A 15,157-nucleotide genomic window follows, 5' to 3' on the forward strand; every position below is an offset into this window, starting at 1 on the left:
GCCCCCGATAGCAGTGTGTCAACCGACTGATTAGTTACTGGTACACCGCAATCGGGGGCAAGCCCCCTCCCACATTTGTTCTCATGGTGTTCTTCTGAGTGTGACTAACCCCCTATAAACACGAGCCATCACTGGTGTCGGCTGCGATTAGTCGGCACACTCCAAAACAGTTTTTCGCGGGTTCACGGACAAGGAAGCGCCACCCCCCATGATTTCCATCTACCAACTCAAACCGCGTTTTCAAAACCTGCTGCGGCCTCTCGTGCAGCGCCTTTATGACAACGGCACCACCGCCAACCAGATCACCGTGCTGGCCGGGGTTGTTTCCCTGCTGGTGGGGCTGTTGATCGCGGGCTTTGCCCAACACCTCTGGCTGTTTGCACTGATCCCGCTGTGGATGATTGTGCGCATGGCCCTCAACGCCATCGACGGCATGCTGGCCCGGGAATTCGGCCAACAGTCGCGCCTCGGTGCTTATCTCAATGAACTGTGCGATGTGATCGCCGACAGTGCGCTGATCCTGCCCTTTGCATTGATCCCCGATGTGAGCCTGGCGCCGGTGCTGCTGGTGACGCTGCTTGCGGTATTCAGCGAATACGCCGGAGTGCTGGGGCCGATGGTGGGCGCGTCGCGCCGTTATGACGGGCCCATGGGCAAGAGCGATCGGGCGTTCGTACTCGGGGTGCTGGCCACGGGCGTGGCGCTGGGCTGGCTCGGCGCCGGTTGGGTGGAGGCGGTGATGTGGCTGGTCGCCGCCCTGCTCGCCTATACCTTGGTCAACCGGGTGCGTCAGGGCCTCAAAGAACAACAATCTCTCCCTTCTGCATAAGGATTTTGCGATGCGCGAACAGCAACAGCACACCTTCAGTACCCATGATGGCGTCGAGCTTTTCTATCGGCACTGGCCGGCCACGGCAAGTGCCGGGCCGCGCAAGGCGATCCTGTTGTTCCATCGCGGCCATGAGCACTCGGGGCGTATTGCCCACCTGGTGGATGAACTGGGCCTGCCTGAATTCGACTTCTTCGCCTGGGACGCCCGTGGCCACGGCCAATCCCCAGGCGAGCGCGGCGACAGCCCCAGCTTTGCCACCAGCGCCCGCGATGTGCAGACTTTCTGTGACCACATCAATGCCACCTACGGGATCGAAGAGGAAGACATCGCCGTCATCGCCCAAAGCGTCGGCGCGGTGATCGCGGCCACCTGGGTTCATGATTACGCGCCAAAAATCCGCGCGCTGGTGCTCGCCTCGCCAGCCTTCAAGGTCAAGCTGTACGTGCCCTTCGCCCGCCCCGGCCTGGCACTGATGCGCAAGTTTCGTGGCAACTTTTTCGTCAACAGCTACGTCAAGGCCAAGTTCCTCAGCCATGACCCCGAACGCGTGGCGTCCTACGACAGCGATCCACTGATCACCAAGGCCATTTCGGTGAATGTGCTGCTGGGCCTTTACGAAGCGGCCGACCGGGTTGTCGCCGACGCCCAGGCGATCCAGGTGCCGACCCAACTGCTTATTTCGGGCTCCGACTTTGTGGTGCACCGTAAACCCCAGCAGCAGTTCTTCGACCGCCTCGGCAGCCTTAAAAAAGAGCTGCATATCCTCCCCGGCTTTTTTCACGACACCCTCGGCGAACGTGATCGCGCCGTGGCGGTGACCAGCGCCAAGCGCTTTATCTTGCAGAACTTCGCCCACCCGCTGGACCGCGCTTCTTTACTGGATGCAGACAAACTTGGCGCCACGTGCGCCGAATCCGAATCTCTCGCCGCGCCGTTGCCACGCAATTCATTGCGCGACCTGTACTGGCGCATGACCCGCGCCAGCATGGGCCTGGGCAAGAACCTTTCGGATGGGGTGAAGCTGGGCTTCGACACCGGTTTCGATTCCGGCAGCACCCTGGACTACGTGTATCGCAATAAGCCTACCGGCAAGGGCGGGCTGGGGCGGATGATCGATACCAACTACCTCAATTCCATCGGCTGGCGCGGTATTCGCCAGCGCAAGCTTAATGTCGAGGAACTGCTGCGCCTGGCCATGGCCAAGCTGCGTGATGATCACCGCGAAGTGCGTATCGTCGATATCGCCGCCGGCCACGGCCGTTACATTCTTGAAGCTTTGCAGGGCGTCTCGCCGTTGCCGGAGTCGATCCTGCTGCGCGACTACAGCGATATCAATGTGCGCGACGGTGGCGCGCTGATTCGCGAAAAGGGTTTGGGGGACATCGCTCAGTTCGTCAAAGGCGACGCGTTCGACCGCGCCGACCTGGCCGCCCTGGACCCCAAGCCAACACTGGCCGTGGTGTCCGGCCTGTACGAATTGTTCGCCGATAACGCCATGGTCGGCGGCTCGCTGGCGGGCCTGGCCGAAGCCGTGGAGCCAGGTGGTTACCTGGTCTACACCGGGCAGCCGTGGCACCCGCAGTTGGAGCTGATTGCCCGTGCGCTTACCAGCCACCGTGAGGGCCAGGCTTGGGTGATGCGCCGGCGCAGCCAGGCGGAAATGGACCAACTCATCGAAGCAGCGGGCTTTCGCAAGATCACCCAGCGCGTGGATGAGTGGGGCATTTTCACCGTGTCCCTGGCACAGAAGATCTGAACATGCGCGAACCCGGTTTATTGAAACCTGCGGTGCTTTGGCTGCTGCTGTTGGCGCCGCTGTTTTTCAGCACCTATGGCTTTGCCACCTGGGTCACCAGCCAGCGCAGCGACGTCGGCACCCTGGTGTTCGGCTGGGAAACACACATGCCGTTCTGGGCATGGACAATCGTGCCCTACTGGTCCATCGACCTGCTTTACGGCTTCTCGTTGCTGCTACCCAACACGCGTCATGAGCTCAAACAACATGCACTGCGCCTGCTGAGTGCGCAGGTGATTGCCGTGAGTTGCTTCCTGCTCTGGCCTCTGCGCTTCACGTTTGAGCGGCCGGAACTGGATGGTGTATTCGGCTGGTTGTTTGCAGTGCTGGCCGGTTTTGACAAGCCCTTCAACCAGGCGCCTTCACTGCATATCGCGCTGCTGGTGATCTTGTGGGTCATGTACCAGCGGCACACCCAGGGGATTTGGCGCTGGGTGGTGCATGGCTGGTTTGCGCTGATCGGCATCTCGGTGCTGACCACTTATCAACATCACTTTATCGACTTACCCACAGGCGCCCTCGCGGGGTGGTTGTGCGTGTGGTTATGGCCGGTGGAACACCCGAGCCCATTGTTGAGTGCCCGGTTAACGCGCGATACCCAACGCTGGCGCCTGGCTGTTCGCTATGGGCTGGGCGCGATAGTACTGCTGACGCTGGGTTTGGTACTTCGCGGCGGCTGGCTGTGGTTGCTGTGGCCAGCGGTTTCCCTCGGCTTGATCAGCGCCAACTACCTGGTGATCGGCGCGCCGGGCTTTCAAAAACGTACAAATGGCCGCCTGGCGCCTGCCGCTCGCTGGCTGTATGCGCCTTACTTGGCAGGGGCGTGGACCAATTCGCGGCTGTGGACACGCAAACATCCACAGCCGGATCTGATTGTGGATAACGTCTGGCTGGGGCGTGTTCCTACAACCTCTGAGCAAGGCCCGTTCAAAGCCATTGTCGATCTGTGTGCCGAACTGCCGATTAATCCACAGGGCCGTGCTTATGCCTGCGTGCCGGTACTGGACCTGATCACCCCGACAGCCGACGAATGCCTGAAGGCCGCGCACGCCATTGAACGTTTGCGAACGAGTGGCCCCTTGCTGGTGTGCTGCGCCCTCGGTTATTCCCGTAGCGCCACTGCTGTCGCCGCCTGGCTGTTGACCACCGGGCGCGCCGCAACGGTTGACCAAGCACTGGCTATTATTCGTACAGCACGGGCCACTGTGGTCCTGCACCCCGCACACCGTAAAGCGTTGGAGGGTTTGCACCATGCCCGCTGATATGGAACTCCAGGTAGTCGCCAGCCTGCTACGTCGTGGCCGTTCCCTGGATCAGTTATCCACAGGCCTGACGTTGCTCGGCGTACTGTTCGGCCTTGCCCAACTGTTGTTGGCCAGTATTTCGACGACCTGCCTGCTGCTGGCCCTGTGGATGATCGTGCTGGGCCTGCTGCAAAAATACTGGGCGCTACGGGTGGCCTTTGACGCCGATCTGTTCGCCTTGCTGGCCCGCGACGTTACCCGCACCCCAGACCTTGACCAGGCCCTGCAAACCCTCGGCCTGCAATCGTCCAAGCGAGCCGGTCGGCCATGGACTGAACGCCGTCGCGGCGCTCTCAAACTGTTGCGTAAACAAGCCTGGCTACTGGGCGCGCAAGCGCTGCTGACCCTGGGCGTCATCCTTGCCAGCCCTTGGCTGCCTTTTGCCGGATAAGGAATCCTCATGTTCGAACCCGTGGTCGCCACGCTGATTACCTCCATGGCCCGCACCGTCACCGGCGCTCGCAGCCTGTGGCTGGGGTGCGCGCCAGTGCCGGTGCAGCGCATCTATTTCGCCAACCACAGCAGCCACGGCGACTTTGTGCTGGTGTGGGCGTCGCTGCCGCAGAACCTGCGCAAGTTCACACGCCCGGTGGCCGGCAGTGATTACTGGAACAAGAGCGCGTTGCGCCGCTACATCATCAACCGCGTATTCAATGGTGTGCTGATCGACCGCGAGCGCAAAGAGCCTGTGGATAACCCACTGATGCCCATGCTCGCGGCCCTGGAAAGCGGCGATTCGTTGATCATCTTTCCCGAAGGCACGCGCAATCTGGAGGATGGCTTGCTGCCGTTCAAAAGCGGCTTGTACCACTTGGCAAAGAGTTACCCACAGGCCGAATTGGTCCCTGTGTGGATAGCCAACTTGAACCGGGTCATGCCCAAGGGTCGCGTATTGCCATTGCCGTTGTTATGCACCACCAGCTTCGGTGCCCCCCTGCAATTGGAAGAAGGCGAAGACAAAGCCGCCTTCCTCGCCCGCACTCGCGACGCCCTGCTCGCCCTTGCCCCGGAGCATTCCTGAGATGGATAGCCAAACCCTGATGTTATTTGGCGGCATCGGCGCGATCCTGGTCATCGCCTCGCTGATCGGCCTGATCCTCAAGCTGCGCACCCGTGGCAGCCCGAATGCAGTGATCGACAACCTCAACGCCCGCATCAACGCCTGGTGGGTGATGGTGGTGGTCATCGGCATCGCCTTCTGGCTCGGCACCGGCGCGGTGATCCTGCTGTTCTACGCGGTGTCGTTCTACGCCCTGCGCGAATTTCTCACCCTCACCCCGACCCGGCGCAGCGACTACCCGGCCCTGGTGGCCGCGTTTTACCTGGCCCTGCCGCTGCAATACCTGCTGATCTACGCCGACTGGTATGGGCTGTTCTCGATCTTCATCCCGGTGTACGTGTTCCTGCTGCTGCCGATCCTCGCCTCCCTGGGCGGCGACAGTACGCACTTTCTGGAACGGGCATCGAAGGTGCAATGGGGGTTGATGATCGCCGTGTTCTGCGTGTCTTTCGTCCCGGCGCTGCTGACATTGGACATACCGGGTTACGAAGGCCGTAACCTGCTGCTGATCGCCTATCTGGTGATCGTGGTGCAACTGTCGGACGTGCTGCAGTACGTGTGCGGCAAGCTGTTCGGCAAACACAAGATCGCGCCCAACCTGTCGCCGTCGAAAACCGTGGAAGGTTTTGTCGGCGGGATCCTGTTGTCGTCGCTGATCGGCGCAGCGCTGTGGTGGACCACACCGTTCAATCCCTGGCAATCATTCCTGATCGCGCTGCTGATCAACTTGCTGGGGTTTGCGGGAGGGATTGTGATGTCGGCGATCAAGCGTGACCGCGGGGTGAAAGACTGGGGACACATGATCGAAGGGCACGGCGGGATGCTGGATCGGCTGGATTCGGTGTGCTTTGCGGCGCCGATCTTCTTTCATCTCGTGCGCTACTGGTGGACCTAACCCACCCCTTTCTCAAACCCGATGGAGATCAAATGTGGGAGCTGGCTTGCCTGCGAAGGCGGTGGTGCAGTAACAGATGCAGCGACTGACACGCCGCCCTCGCAGGCAAGCCAGCTCCCACAGGGGATATGCGCCTACCTGTAGGTTTTATGGTGCTTTCAATACCTCTAGCCAGTGATCTCGATATAGCTAGACTCTCCGCCTCCGGTCGCACCCGATAGCCAGCCCCAAACGAAACTCAGGGTAGTGCGCCCGGCGTGATCAACACCTACCGTGCCTCGTGACCACCCTGCGAGCAGCTCCCCGTCCAGGGTGACGCACTGATAAAGCAGCTCGATAGTATCTGGGCCGGTCACCCGTCCGACCTGCGTGCCCACGCGAATTCGGCCACCTTGGTAAGTGCTCGAAATCACGTCGTCTTCGATCTGGTAATGAAACACGGTGCCGGTACCGTACAACCCTTGGGCGTTGTTGGCGACCACGAACCGGCGATTGTGCAAACGTGCGTGGACGGTAGCAGGAGGGTTTTGCATCAATACGCATCCTTGAATTGAGCGAATCCAAAACGTAAAAAGGGGCTGTTGAAAACAGCCCCTTTTGGGTACGCCAGTGAGGCTTATTCCACCGTCACCGACTTCGCCAGGTTGCGCGGCTGGTCAACGTCGGTGCCCTTGAGCACGGCGACGTAGTACGACAGCAATTGCAGCGGGATGGTGTAGAGGATCGGCGACAGGGTGTCGTGGATGTGCGGCATGTTGATGACGTGGGTGCCTTCACCGTTGGTCATTCCGGCCTTCTCGTCAGCGAAGACGATCAGTTGGCCGCCACGGGCGCGTACTTCCTGCAGGTTGGACTTGAGCTTCTCCAGCAGTTCGTTGTTCGGCGCCACGGTGACCACTGGCATGTCGTCATCCACCAGGGCCAACGGGCCGTGCTTCAGCTCGCCGGCCGGGTAGGCTTCGGCGTGGATGTACGAGATTTCCTTGAGTTTCAGCGAGCCTTCCATCGCCACCGGGTACTGCGCACCACGGCCGAGGAACAAGGTGTGGTTCTTGTCGGCGAACAGCTCGGCGACTTTTTCCACGGTGCCGTCCATGGCCAAGGCTTCGCCCAGGCGGGTCGGCAGGCGGCGCAGTTCTTCCACCAGAGTGGCTTCGACACCGTCGGCGAGGGTGCCGCGTACTTGGCCCAGTGACAGGGTCAGCAGCAACAGGCCCACCAGTTGGGTGGTGAAAGCCTTGGTGGAGGCGACACCGATTTCACGACCGGCCTGGGTCAGCAGGGTCAGGTCGGATTCACGCACCAGGGAGCTGATGCTGACGTTGCAGATCGCCAGGCTGCCGAGGAAGCCCAGTTCCTTGGCGTTGCGCAGGGCGGCCAGGGTGTCGGCGGTTTCGCCGGACTGGGAAATGGTCACGAACAGGGTGTCGGGCTGCACCACCACCTTGCGATAGCGGAACTCGCTGGCGACTTCGACCTGGCATGGGATGCCGGCCAGTTCTTCCAACCAGTAACGCGCCACCATACCGGCGTGGTAGCTGGTGCCGCAGGCGACGATCTGCACATTGCGCACTTTGGCGAACAGTTCAGCGGCTTGCGGGCCGAAAGCGTTCACCAACACTTGGTTCTGGCTCAGGCGACCTTCCAGGGTGCGCTGTACCACGGACGGCTGCTCGTGGATTTCCTTGAGCATGAAGTGGCGGAATTCGCCCTTGTCGGCGGCTTCGGCACCGTCGCGGTATTGCACGGCTTCACGTTCCACGGACTGACCGTTCACGTCCCAGATCTGCACGCTTTCACGGCGGATGTCGGCAATGTCGCCTTCTTCCAGGTACATGAAGCGGTCGGTCACTTGGCGCAGGGCCAGTTGGTCGGACGCAAGGAAGTTCTCACCCAGGCCCAGGCCAATTACCAATGGGCTACCGCTGCGGGCGGCCACGACGCGGTCAGGCTGGCTCGCGCTGATCACGGCCAGGCCGTAGGCGCCGTGCAGCTCTTTGACCGTGGCCTTGAGGGCGGTGGTCAGGTCGCTGTGGTCCTTGAGCTTGTGGTTGAGCAGGTGGGCGATCACTTCGGTGTCAGTGTCCGAGGTGAAGACGTAGCCCAGGCCCTTGAGTTGTTCACGCAGCACTTCATGGTTTTCGATGATGCCGTTGTGCACCACCGCCAGGTCGCCCGAGAAGTGCGGGTGAGCGTTACGCTCGCACGGAGCACCGTGGGTGGCCCAACGGGTGTGGGCGATCCCTAAGCGACCTACCAGCGGCTCACCGGCCAGGGCCTGGTCCAACTCGCTGACCTTGCCCGGGCGGCGCATACGCTCCAGCTTGCCGGCGTTAGTGAAGACGGCCACACCGGCGCTATCGTAGCCGCGGTATTCGAGGCGCTTGAGGCCTTCGATCAGGATGGCAGTAACGTTACGTTCGGCGACTGCGCCAACAATTCCACACATGGTGCTTCTCCTAGATGATTGCCGCGCATATCAGCGTAATGCCGCGGGCTTGGATCTGGTCGCGGGCCTCGAGCGGCAGGCGATCATCGGTAATAAGGGTATGGACGCTGCTCCAGGGCAGTTCCAGGTTGGGAATCTTGCGGCCGATCTTGTCGGACTCGACCATCACCACCACTTCACGGGCGACCTCGGCCATGACGCGGCTCAAGCCCAGCAGTTCGTTGAAGGTGGTGGTGCCGCGCTGTAAATCAATGCCATCGGCACCGATGAACAGCTGGTCAAAGTCGTAAGAACGCAGGACCTGCTCGGCGACCTGGCCCTGGAACGAATCCGAATGCGGGTCCCAGGTACCCCCGGTCATCAACAGCACCGGTTCATGTTCCAGTTCGCTCAAGGCGCGGGCCACGTTCAGGGAGTTGGTCATCACCACCAGGCCCGGCTGATGGCCCAGTTCGGGGATCATCGCGGCGGTGGTGCTGCCGCTGTCGATGATGATGCGCGCATGTTCACGCAAACGCTTCACGGCCGCACGGGCGATGGCGCGCTTGTAGACCGAGATGGGCTGGGCAGCGTCACCCACCAGCTCTTGGGGCATAGTGATTGCACCGCCGTAGCGACGCAGGAGCAAGCCGTTACTTTCGAGGGCAGCAAGGTCCTTGCGGATGGTCACTTCCGAAGTTTCGAAATGTTTGGCCAACTCGTCCACGCTGACTTCGCCCTGTTCGTTGAGCAAGGTCAGGATATTGTGGCGTCGTTGGGGGGTGTTTCGTTTCGACATGGTAGTGATAAGTTTCGTTTCGAAAGATAACGAAGGCAATCAAAACCTATTGGTGAAAGATCGTCAAGCGGGGCATGCAATATTTTTAAGTCACAAATCAATTGTGGGAGCTGGCTTGCCTGCGATAGCGGTTTGTCAGGCGACATCCATGCTTAATGTCAGACCGCTATCGCAGGCAAGCCAGCTCCCACAGGAGGGCGTATCAACCTATGGAGTTGTGGATAACTCAGGTCTTCTTGATTTTGACCGGGCGTTTCCAGCCGTCGATGTTGCGTTGGCGAGCCCGGGCAACCGCCAGTTGGGACTTATCCACATCCTGGTTGATGGTTGAGCCCGCTGCGGTGTTGGAACCATCGCCGATGGTCACCGGAGCAACCAGCGAGTTATTGGAGCCGATGAACACGTCTTCACCAATGGTGGTCTGGTACTTGTTGGCACCGTCATAGTTGCAGGTGATGGTGCCGGCACCGATGTTGGTGCGGGCGCCGATGACGGCATCGCCCAGGTAAGTCAGGTGGCCGACTTTGGCGCCTTCGCCCAGGTGAGCGTTTTTCAGTTCGACAAAGTTCCCCACATGGGCCTTGGCCCCCAGCTCGCTACCCGGACGCAAGCGCGCAAACGGCCCGGCATCGCTGCCCTCGCCCATCACCGCACCGTCGATATGGCTGTTGGCCTTGACCACCACGCCTTTGCGCAAGGTGCTGTCCTTGATCACGCAGTTCGGACCGATCACCACACCGTCTTCAATGATCACGCGGCCTTCGAGGATCACATTGATATCGATCAGGATGTCGCGGCCCACCGTGACTTCGCCACGTACATCGAAACGCGCCGGGTCTCGCAGGGTCACGCCCTGGGCCATCAGGCGCAGGCCTTCGCGCAGTTGATAGTGACGTTCCAGCTCTGCCAGTTGTTTGCGGTCGTTGGCGCCCTGCACTTCCATCGGATGGTGGGGCTGCTCGGTGGCGACCAGCAGGCCATCGCTGACGGCCATCTCGATGACGTCGGTGAGGTAATACTCGCCCTGGGCGTTGTTGTTGGACAGGCGGCTCATCCAATCGGCGAGCTTGTTGGCAGGCACCGCGAGAATGCCGGTGTTGCCTTCAGTAATCGCGCGCTGGGCTTCGCTGGCATCTTTGTGTTCAACGATGGCGGCCACCTTGCCGTCGGCGTTGCGCACAATGCGGCCGTAGCCCGTAGGGTCATCCAGCTCAACGGTCAGCAGGCCCATCTGGCCAGGCACCACGTGCTTGAGCAGGCGTTGCAAGGTTTCCACTTCAATCAGCGGGACATCGCCGTAGAGGATCAATACCGTGTCTGCGGTGATGAAAGGCACAGCCTGCGCGGTCGCATGGCCGGTGCCCAGTTGCTTGCCTTGCAATACGAAATTCAGATCGTCCGCGGCCAGACGCTCGCGAACCAGGTCTGCACCGTGGCCGATCACCACATGAATACGCTGTGGGTCCAACTGCCGGGCGCTGTGGATAACATGGCCCAGCATGGAGTTGCCGGCAACCGGATGCAGTACCTTGGGCAGGGCTGAACGCATGCGGGTGCCCTGGCCTGCGGCGAGAATGACGATTTCAAGAGACATGAATGGCTACCAATCCTGGGCGGTCCGGGTTCAGACCAAAGAAGTGTTTTGCAAAAAAAGAAAAAGGGTAGCCGAGGCTACCCTTTTTAATCAATCACGCATCAAGCAAAACGGCGTGGCCGCTTACTTCTTGCGGATCTGCTGGAGAGTACGCAGCTGGGCTGCGGCCTCGGCCAGACGGACTGCAGCAGCGCTGTAGTCGAAGTCTGCGCCTTTTTCGTTCAGCGCCTTCTCGGCAGCCTTGACGGCTTCCTGAGCGGAGGCTTCATCCAGGTCGCCAGCACGTTGCACGGTGTCGGCAAGTACCTTGACCATGTTCGGCTGAACCTCGAGGAAACCACCGGAGATGTAAAACACCTCACGTTCCCCGCCTTGCTTGGTCAGAGTGATCGGACCTGGCTTCAAGCTTGTGATCAGCGGGGCGTGACCCATGGCGATACCAAGATCACCCAAGTCGCCGTGCGCTGTTACAAACTCGACCAGACCGGAGAAAATTTCCCCTTCCGCGCTGACGATATCGCAATGGACTGTCATAGCCATCTGATTGCCTCAACCTGATGAGCGCCCGTTTCCGGGCGCCAGGATTACAGTTTCTTGGCTTTCTCGATCGCTTCTTCGATGCCGCCGACCATGTAGAACGCTTGTTCTGGCAGGTGGTCGTAGTCACCGTTGAGGATGCCTTTGAAGCCAGCAATGGTGTCTTTCAGGGAAACGTATTTACCCGAAGCACCGGTGAAGACTTCAGCCACGAAGAACGGCTGCGACAAGAAACGCTGGATCTTACGAGCACGGTTTACCAACTGCTTGTCGGCTTCCGACAGCTCGTCCATACCCAGGATCGCAATGATGTCCTTCAGTTCTTTGTAACGCTGCAGCACGTACTGAACGCCGCGAGCGGTGTCGTAGTGCTCCTGGCCGATCACGTTCGGGTCCAGCTGGCGCGAAGTCGAGTCGAGTGGATCGACCGCTGGGTAGATACCCAGGGAAGCGATGTCACGGGACAGAACGACGGTAGCGTCCAAGTGGGCGAAGGTGGTAGCTGGCGACGGGTCGGTCAAGTCATCCGCAGGTACGTATACCGCTTGGATCGAAGTGATCGAACCTTCCTTGGTCGAAGTGATACGTTCTTGCAGAACGCCCATCTCTTCAGCCAGGGTCGGCTGGTAACCTACTGCAGAAGGCATACGGCCCAGCAGTGCGGATACTTCAGTACCGGCCAGGGTGTAACGGTAGATGTTGTCGACGAACAGCAGAACGTCGTTACCTTCGTCACGGAATTTCTCGGCCATGGTCAGGCCAGTCAGGGCTACGCGCAGACGGTTTCCCGGCGGCTCGTTCATCTGACCGTAAACCAGTGCCACTTTGTCCAGAACGTTGGAGTCCTTCATCTCGTGGTAGAAGTCGTTACCCTCACGAGTACGCTCACCAACACCTGCGAACACGGAATAACCGCTGTGCTCGATGGCGATGTTACGGATCAGTTCCATCATGTTTACGGTCTTGCCTACACCGGCACCACCGAACAGACCGACTTTACCGCCTTTGGCGAACGGGCAAACCAGGTCGATAACCTTGATGCCGGTTTCCAGCAGGTCGTTGCCGCCCGCTTGTTCTGCGAACGAAGGTGCTGCGCGGTGAATGCCCCAGCGCTCTTCGGTGGCAATCGGGCCAGCTTCGTCGATCGGGTTGCCCAGTACGTCCATGATCCGGCCCAGGGTCGCTTTACCGACCGGTACGGAGATGGCAGCGCCAGTGTCGACAACGTCCAGACCGCGCTTCAAGCCTTCGGTGGAACCCATCGCAATGGTACGAACTACGCCGTCGCCCAGCTGCTGCTGAACTTCCAGGGTAGTTTCCGCGCCTTGTACTTTCAGCGCGTTGTAGATGCTCGGTACGCTGTCGCGTGGAAATTCCACGTCGATAACGGCGCCGATGATTTGAACGATACGTCCGCTACTCATAGCTGGATCCTCTGAATATTTGAACCGTTAAACCGCGGCAGCGCCGCCGACGATTTCCGAGATCTCTTGGGTGATCGCAGCCTGACGCGCCTTGTTGTAGATCAGCTGCAAATCGCTGATCAGATCACCGGCGTTATCGGTAGCGTTTTTCATCGCGATCATCCGCGCCGCTTGTTCAGCTGCGTTGTTCTCGACCACCGCCTGGTACACCTGCGACTCCACGTAGCGCACCATCAAGCCGTCAAGCAGCTCTTTGGCGTCTGGTTCGTAGAGGTAGTCCCAGTGGTGCTTGAGTTCCTGATCCGGAGTCGCCACCAGTGGAATCAATTGCTCCACGGTTGGCTGCTGGGTCATGGTGTTGATGAACTTGTTGGATACCACGGAGAGGCGGTCAATACGGCCTTCCAGGTACGCATCCAGCATCACCTTCACACTGCCGATCAAATCATTGATCGACGGCTCTTCACCCAGGTGGCTGATAGCTGCAACGACGTTACCGCCGAAGTTGCGGAAAAAGGCCGCACCCTTGCTACCAACAACACACAGATCAATCTCGACGCCGTTTTCGCGGTTTACCGCCATGTCCTTGACCAGGGCCTTGAACAGGTTGGTATTCAGACCACCGCACAAACCACGGTCACTGCTCACTACCACATAACCCACACGCTTGACGGCGCGGTCGATCATGAACGGGTGGCGGTATTCCGGGTTGGCGTTGGCCAGATGCCCAATTACCTGGCGGATACGCTCCGCATAAGGACGGCTAGCAGCCATGCGCATTTGTGCCTTGCGCATTTTGCTGACCGCCACTTTTTCCATGGCGCTGGTAATTTTTTGCGTGCTTTTGATGCTCGCAATCTTACTGCGAATCTCTTTTGCGCCTGCCATGTAACACCTATCAGGTTAGCAAGCGGGAGCCTTGCGGCTCCCGCTGCGGCTTACCAGGTTTGGGTGGCCTTGAACTTCTCGATACCGGCTTTCATGCCAGCGTCGATATCGTCATTGAAGTCACCCTTCACGTTGATCTTCGCCATCAATTCGGCGTGATCGCGGTTGAAGTAAGCAATCAGCGCTTGTTCAAAGCTGCCGACCTTGGCGATTTCAACGTCGGTCAGGAACCCACGCTCAGCGGCATACAGCGACAACGCCATGTCAGCGATCGACATTGGGGCGTATTGCTTCTGCTTCATCAGCTCGGTAACGCGCTGACCATGCTCAAGTTGCTTACGGGTCGCTTCGTCCAGGTCAGAAGCGAACTGTGCGAATGCCGCCAGTTCACGATACTGAGCCAGAGCGGTACGGATACCACCGGAGAGCTTCTTGATGATCTTGGTCTGAGCGGCACCACCCACACGGGATACCGAAACACCGGCGTTCACTGCAGGGCGGATGCCCGAGTTGAACATGGCCGATTCCAGGAAGATCTGACCGTCGGTGATGGAAATCACGTTGGTCGGAACGAACGCGGAAACGTCGCCAGCCTGGGTTTCGATGATCGGCAGTGCGGTCAGGGAACCGGTTTTGCCGGTCACTGCGCCGTTGGTGAACTTCTCTACGTATTCTTCCGAAACGCGGGATGCGCGCTCCAGCAGACGGGAGTGGAGATAGAACACGTCGCCTGGGTAAGCTTCACGGCCTGGAGGACGGCGCAGCAGCAGGGAAATCTGGCGGTAAGCCACTGCTTGCTTGGACAGATCGTCATAAACGATCAGCGCGTCTTCACCGCGGTCGCGGAAGAATTCACCCATGGTGCAACCGGAGTACGGTGCCAGGAATTGCAGCGCAGGAGATTCCGAAGCACTGGCAGCCACGATGATCGTGTTGGCCAGGGCGCCGTTTTCTTCCAGCTTGCGAACTACGTTGGCGATGGTCGATTGCTTCTGACCGATGGCTACGTAGACGCAGAAAATGCCGCTGTCTTTCTGGTTGATGATCGCGTCGATGGCCAGAGCGGTTTTACCGATCTGACGGTCACCGATGATCAGCTCACGCTGGCCACGGCCGACCGGGATCATGGCATCGACAGCCTTGTAGCCAGTCTGTACAGGCTGGTCTACCGACTTACGCCAGATCACGCCTGGAGCAACTTTCTCGACCGCGTCGGTCTCGGTGTTGCCCAGTGGACCTTTACCGTCAACAGGGTTACCCAGTGCGTCGACTACGCGACCCAGCAGTTCCTTACCAACCGGAACTTCCAGGATGCGGCCTGTGCACTTGGCGCTCATGCCTTCAGCCAGACTGGTGTATGCGCCCAATACAACGGCACCTACGGAGTCTTGCTCCAGGTTGAGGGCCATACCGTAGACGCCGCCCGGAAACTCGATCATCTCGCCGTACATTACGTCGGCCAGACCGTGAATCCGCACGATGCCGTCAGATACGCTGACGACAGTGCCTTCGTTACGGGCTTGGGAGGTCACATCGAGCTTGTCGATGCGGCCCTTGATAATTTCACTTATTTCGGAAGGATTGAGTTGCTGCATTGCTCT

Annotated in this window: 14 protein-coding genes; 6 read left to right on the forward strand and 8 right to left on the reverse strand. The window is 59.7% G+C overall.

All coding sequences use genetic code 11. From position 1 onward, the window contains the following. Positions 1–208 precede the first annotated feature (208 nt). Genes AC07S6_RS10200 through AC07S6_RS10225 form a run of 6 tightly spaced genes read left to right on the forward strand, consistent with a single transcriptional unit; the run spans position 209 to position 5,886 of the window. Positions 209–829 (forward strand): CDP-alcohol phosphatidyltransferase family protein, encoded by a 621-nt coding sequence (locus AC07S6_RS10200; RefSeq protein WP_014720578.1) that lies wholly within the window; start codon positions 209–211, stop codon positions 827–829. A gap of 10 nt (positions 830–839) precedes the next feature. Continuing rightward, positions 840–2,588, forward strand: a complete 1,749-nt coding sequence (locus AC07S6_RS10205; protein WP_495112248.1) for a bifunctional alpha/beta hydrolase/class I SAM-dependent methyltransferase — start codon at positions 840–842, stop codon at positions 2,586–2,588. Between the two features lie 2 nt (positions 2,589–2,590). Continuing rightward, positions 2,591–3,889: a phosphatase PAP2/dual specificity phosphatase family protein gene (locus AC07S6_RS10210; protein WP_495112249.1), complete on the forward strand. Its 1,299-nt coding sequence runs from the start codon at positions 2,591–2,593 to the stop codon at positions 3,887–3,889. Further along, positions 3,879–4,322, forward strand: coding sequence for a hypothetical protein (locus AC07S6_RS10215; protein ID WP_133633608.1), 444 nt, complete (start codon positions 3,879–3,881; stop codon positions 4,320–4,322). The genes AC07S6_RS10210 and AC07S6_RS10215 overlap by 11 nt, the downstream gene beginning before the upstream one ends. A gap of 9 nt (positions 4,323–4,331) precedes the next feature. After that, entirely contained in the window at positions 4,332–4,952 is a 621-nt protein-coding gene (locus AC07S6_RS10220) for a lysophospholipid acyltransferase family protein (RefSeq protein ID WP_073452711.1), read from the forward strand. Position 4,953: 1 nt separating this feature from the next. Further along, positions 4,954–5,886: a phosphatidate cytidylyltransferase gene (locus tag AC07S6_RS10225; protein WP_014720583.1), complete on the forward strand. Its 933-nt coding sequence runs from the start codon at positions 4,954–4,956 to the stop codon at positions 5,884–5,886. A 167-nt stretch (positions 5,887–6,053) separates the two neighbouring features. On the opposite strand, the gene AC07S6_RS10230 is transcribed toward AC07S6_RS10225, so the two are convergent. The 8 genes from AC07S6_RS10230 to atpA form a co-directional block, all read right to left on the reverse strand. Next, on the reverse strand, positions 6,054–6,419 hold the full coding sequence (locus AC07S6_RS10230; protein ID WP_495112250.1) for an avidin-fold protein: 366 nt from the start codon (positions 6,417–6,419) through the stop codon (positions 6,054–6,056). 83 nt (positions 6,420–6,502) lie between these two features. After that, a complete protein-coding gene (gene glmS / locus AC07S6_RS10235) occupies positions 6,503–8,335 on the reverse strand; it encodes a glutamine--fructose-6-phosphate transaminase (isomerizing) (protein WP_014720585.1) in 1,833 nt (610 codons plus the stop codon). A 10-nt stretch (positions 8,336–8,345) separates the two neighbouring features. Beyond that, entirely contained in the window at positions 8,346–9,113 is a 768-nt protein-coding gene (locus AC07S6_RS10240) for a DeoR/GlpR family DNA-binding transcription regulator (RefSeq protein ID WP_014720586.1), read from the reverse strand. A 226-nt stretch (positions 9,114–9,339) separates the two neighbouring features. Further along, the gene (gene glmU / locus AC07S6_RS10245) at positions 9,340–10,707 is read right to left on the reverse strand and encodes a bifunctional UDP-N-acetylglucosamine diphosphorylase/glucosamine-1-phosphate N-acetyltransferase GlmU (RefSeq protein WP_495112251.1); all 1,368 of its coding nucleotides are present in this window, start codon (positions 10,705–10,707) and stop codon (positions 9,340–9,342) included. A gap of 123 nt (positions 10,708–10,830) precedes the next feature. Further along, positions 10,831–11,247, reverse strand: a complete 417-nt coding sequence (locus AC07S6_RS10250; protein WP_003195825.1) for a F0F1 ATP synthase subunit epsilon — start codon at positions 11,245–11,247, stop codon at positions 10,831–10,833. Positions 11,248–11,291: 44 nt separating this feature from the next. Beyond that, a complete protein-coding gene (gene atpD / locus AC07S6_RS10255) occupies positions 11,292–12,668 on the reverse strand; it encodes a F0F1 ATP synthase subunit beta (RefSeq protein ID WP_003195827.1) in 1,377 nt (458 codons plus the stop codon). A gap of 27 nt (positions 12,669–12,695) precedes the next feature. After that, positions 12,696–13,556, reverse strand: coding sequence for a F0F1 ATP synthase subunit gamma (gene atpG, locus AC07S6_RS10260; RefSeq protein ID WP_003233565.1), 861 nt, complete (start codon positions 13,554–13,556; stop codon positions 12,696–12,698). 50 nt (positions 13,557–13,606) lie between these two features. Next, on the reverse strand, positions 13,607–15,151 hold the full coding sequence (gene atpA, locus AC07S6_RS10265) for a F0F1 ATP synthase subunit alpha (protein ID WP_003195831.1): 1,545 nt from the start codon (positions 15,149–15,151) through the stop codon (positions 13,607–13,609). Positions 15,152–15,157: the final 6 nt, after the last annotated feature.

The sequence above is a fragment of the Pseudomonas sp. GW821-FHT07B01 genome (assembly GCF_059419065.1).

Coding starts and splice junctions, on each gene's coding strand:
- AC07S6_RS10200 (WP_014720578.1), top strand. CDS start 209: ATGATTTCCATCTACCAACTCAAACCGCGTTTTCAAAACCTGCTGCGG.
- AC07S6_RS10205 (WP_495112248.1), top strand. CDS start 840: ATGCGCGAACAGCAACAGCACACCTTCAGTACCCATGATGGCGTCGAG.
- AC07S6_RS10210 (WP_495112249.1), top strand. CDS start 2,591: ATGCGCGAACCCGGTTTATTGAAACCTGCGGTGCTTTGGCTGCTGCTG.
- AC07S6_RS10215 (WP_133633608.1), top strand. CDS start 3,879: ATGCCCGCTGATATGGAACTCCAGGTAGTCGCCAGCCTGCTACGTCGT.
- AC07S6_RS10220 (WP_073452711.1), top strand. CDS start 4,332: ATGTTCGAACCCGTGGTCGCCACGCTGATTACCTCCATGGCCCGCACC.
- AC07S6_RS10225 (WP_014720583.1), top strand. CDS start 4,954: ATGGATAGCCAAACCCTGATGTTATTTGGCGGCATCGGCGCGATCCTG.
- AC07S6_RS10230 (WP_495112250.1), bottom strand. CDS start 6,419: ATGCAAAACCCTCCTGCTACCGTCCACGCACGTTTGCACAATCGCCGG.
- glmS (WP_014720585.1), bottom strand. CDS start 8,335: ATGTGTGGAATTGTTGGCGCAGTCGCCGAACGTAACGTTACTGCCATC.
- AC07S6_RS10240 (WP_014720586.1), bottom strand. CDS start 9,113: ATGTCGAAACGAAACACCCCCCAACGACGCCACAATATCCTGACCTTG.
- glmU (WP_495112251.1), bottom strand. CDS start 10,707: ATGTCTCTTGAAATCGTCATTCTCGCCGCAGGCCAGGGCACCCGCATG.
- AC07S6_RS10250 (WP_003195825.1), bottom strand. CDS start 11,247: ATGGCTATGACAGTCCATTGCGATATCGTCAGCGCGGAAGGGGAAATT.
- atpD (WP_003195827.1), bottom strand. CDS start 12,668: ATGAGTAGCGGACGTATCGTTCAAATCATCGGCGCCGTTATCGACGTG.
- atpG (WP_003233565.1), bottom strand. CDS start 13,556: ATGGCAGGCGCAAAAGAGATTCGCAGTAAGATTGCGAGCATCAAAAGC.
- atpA (WP_003195831.1), bottom strand. CDS start 15,151: ATGCAGCAACTCAATCCTTCCGAAATAAGTGAAATTATCAAGGGCCGC.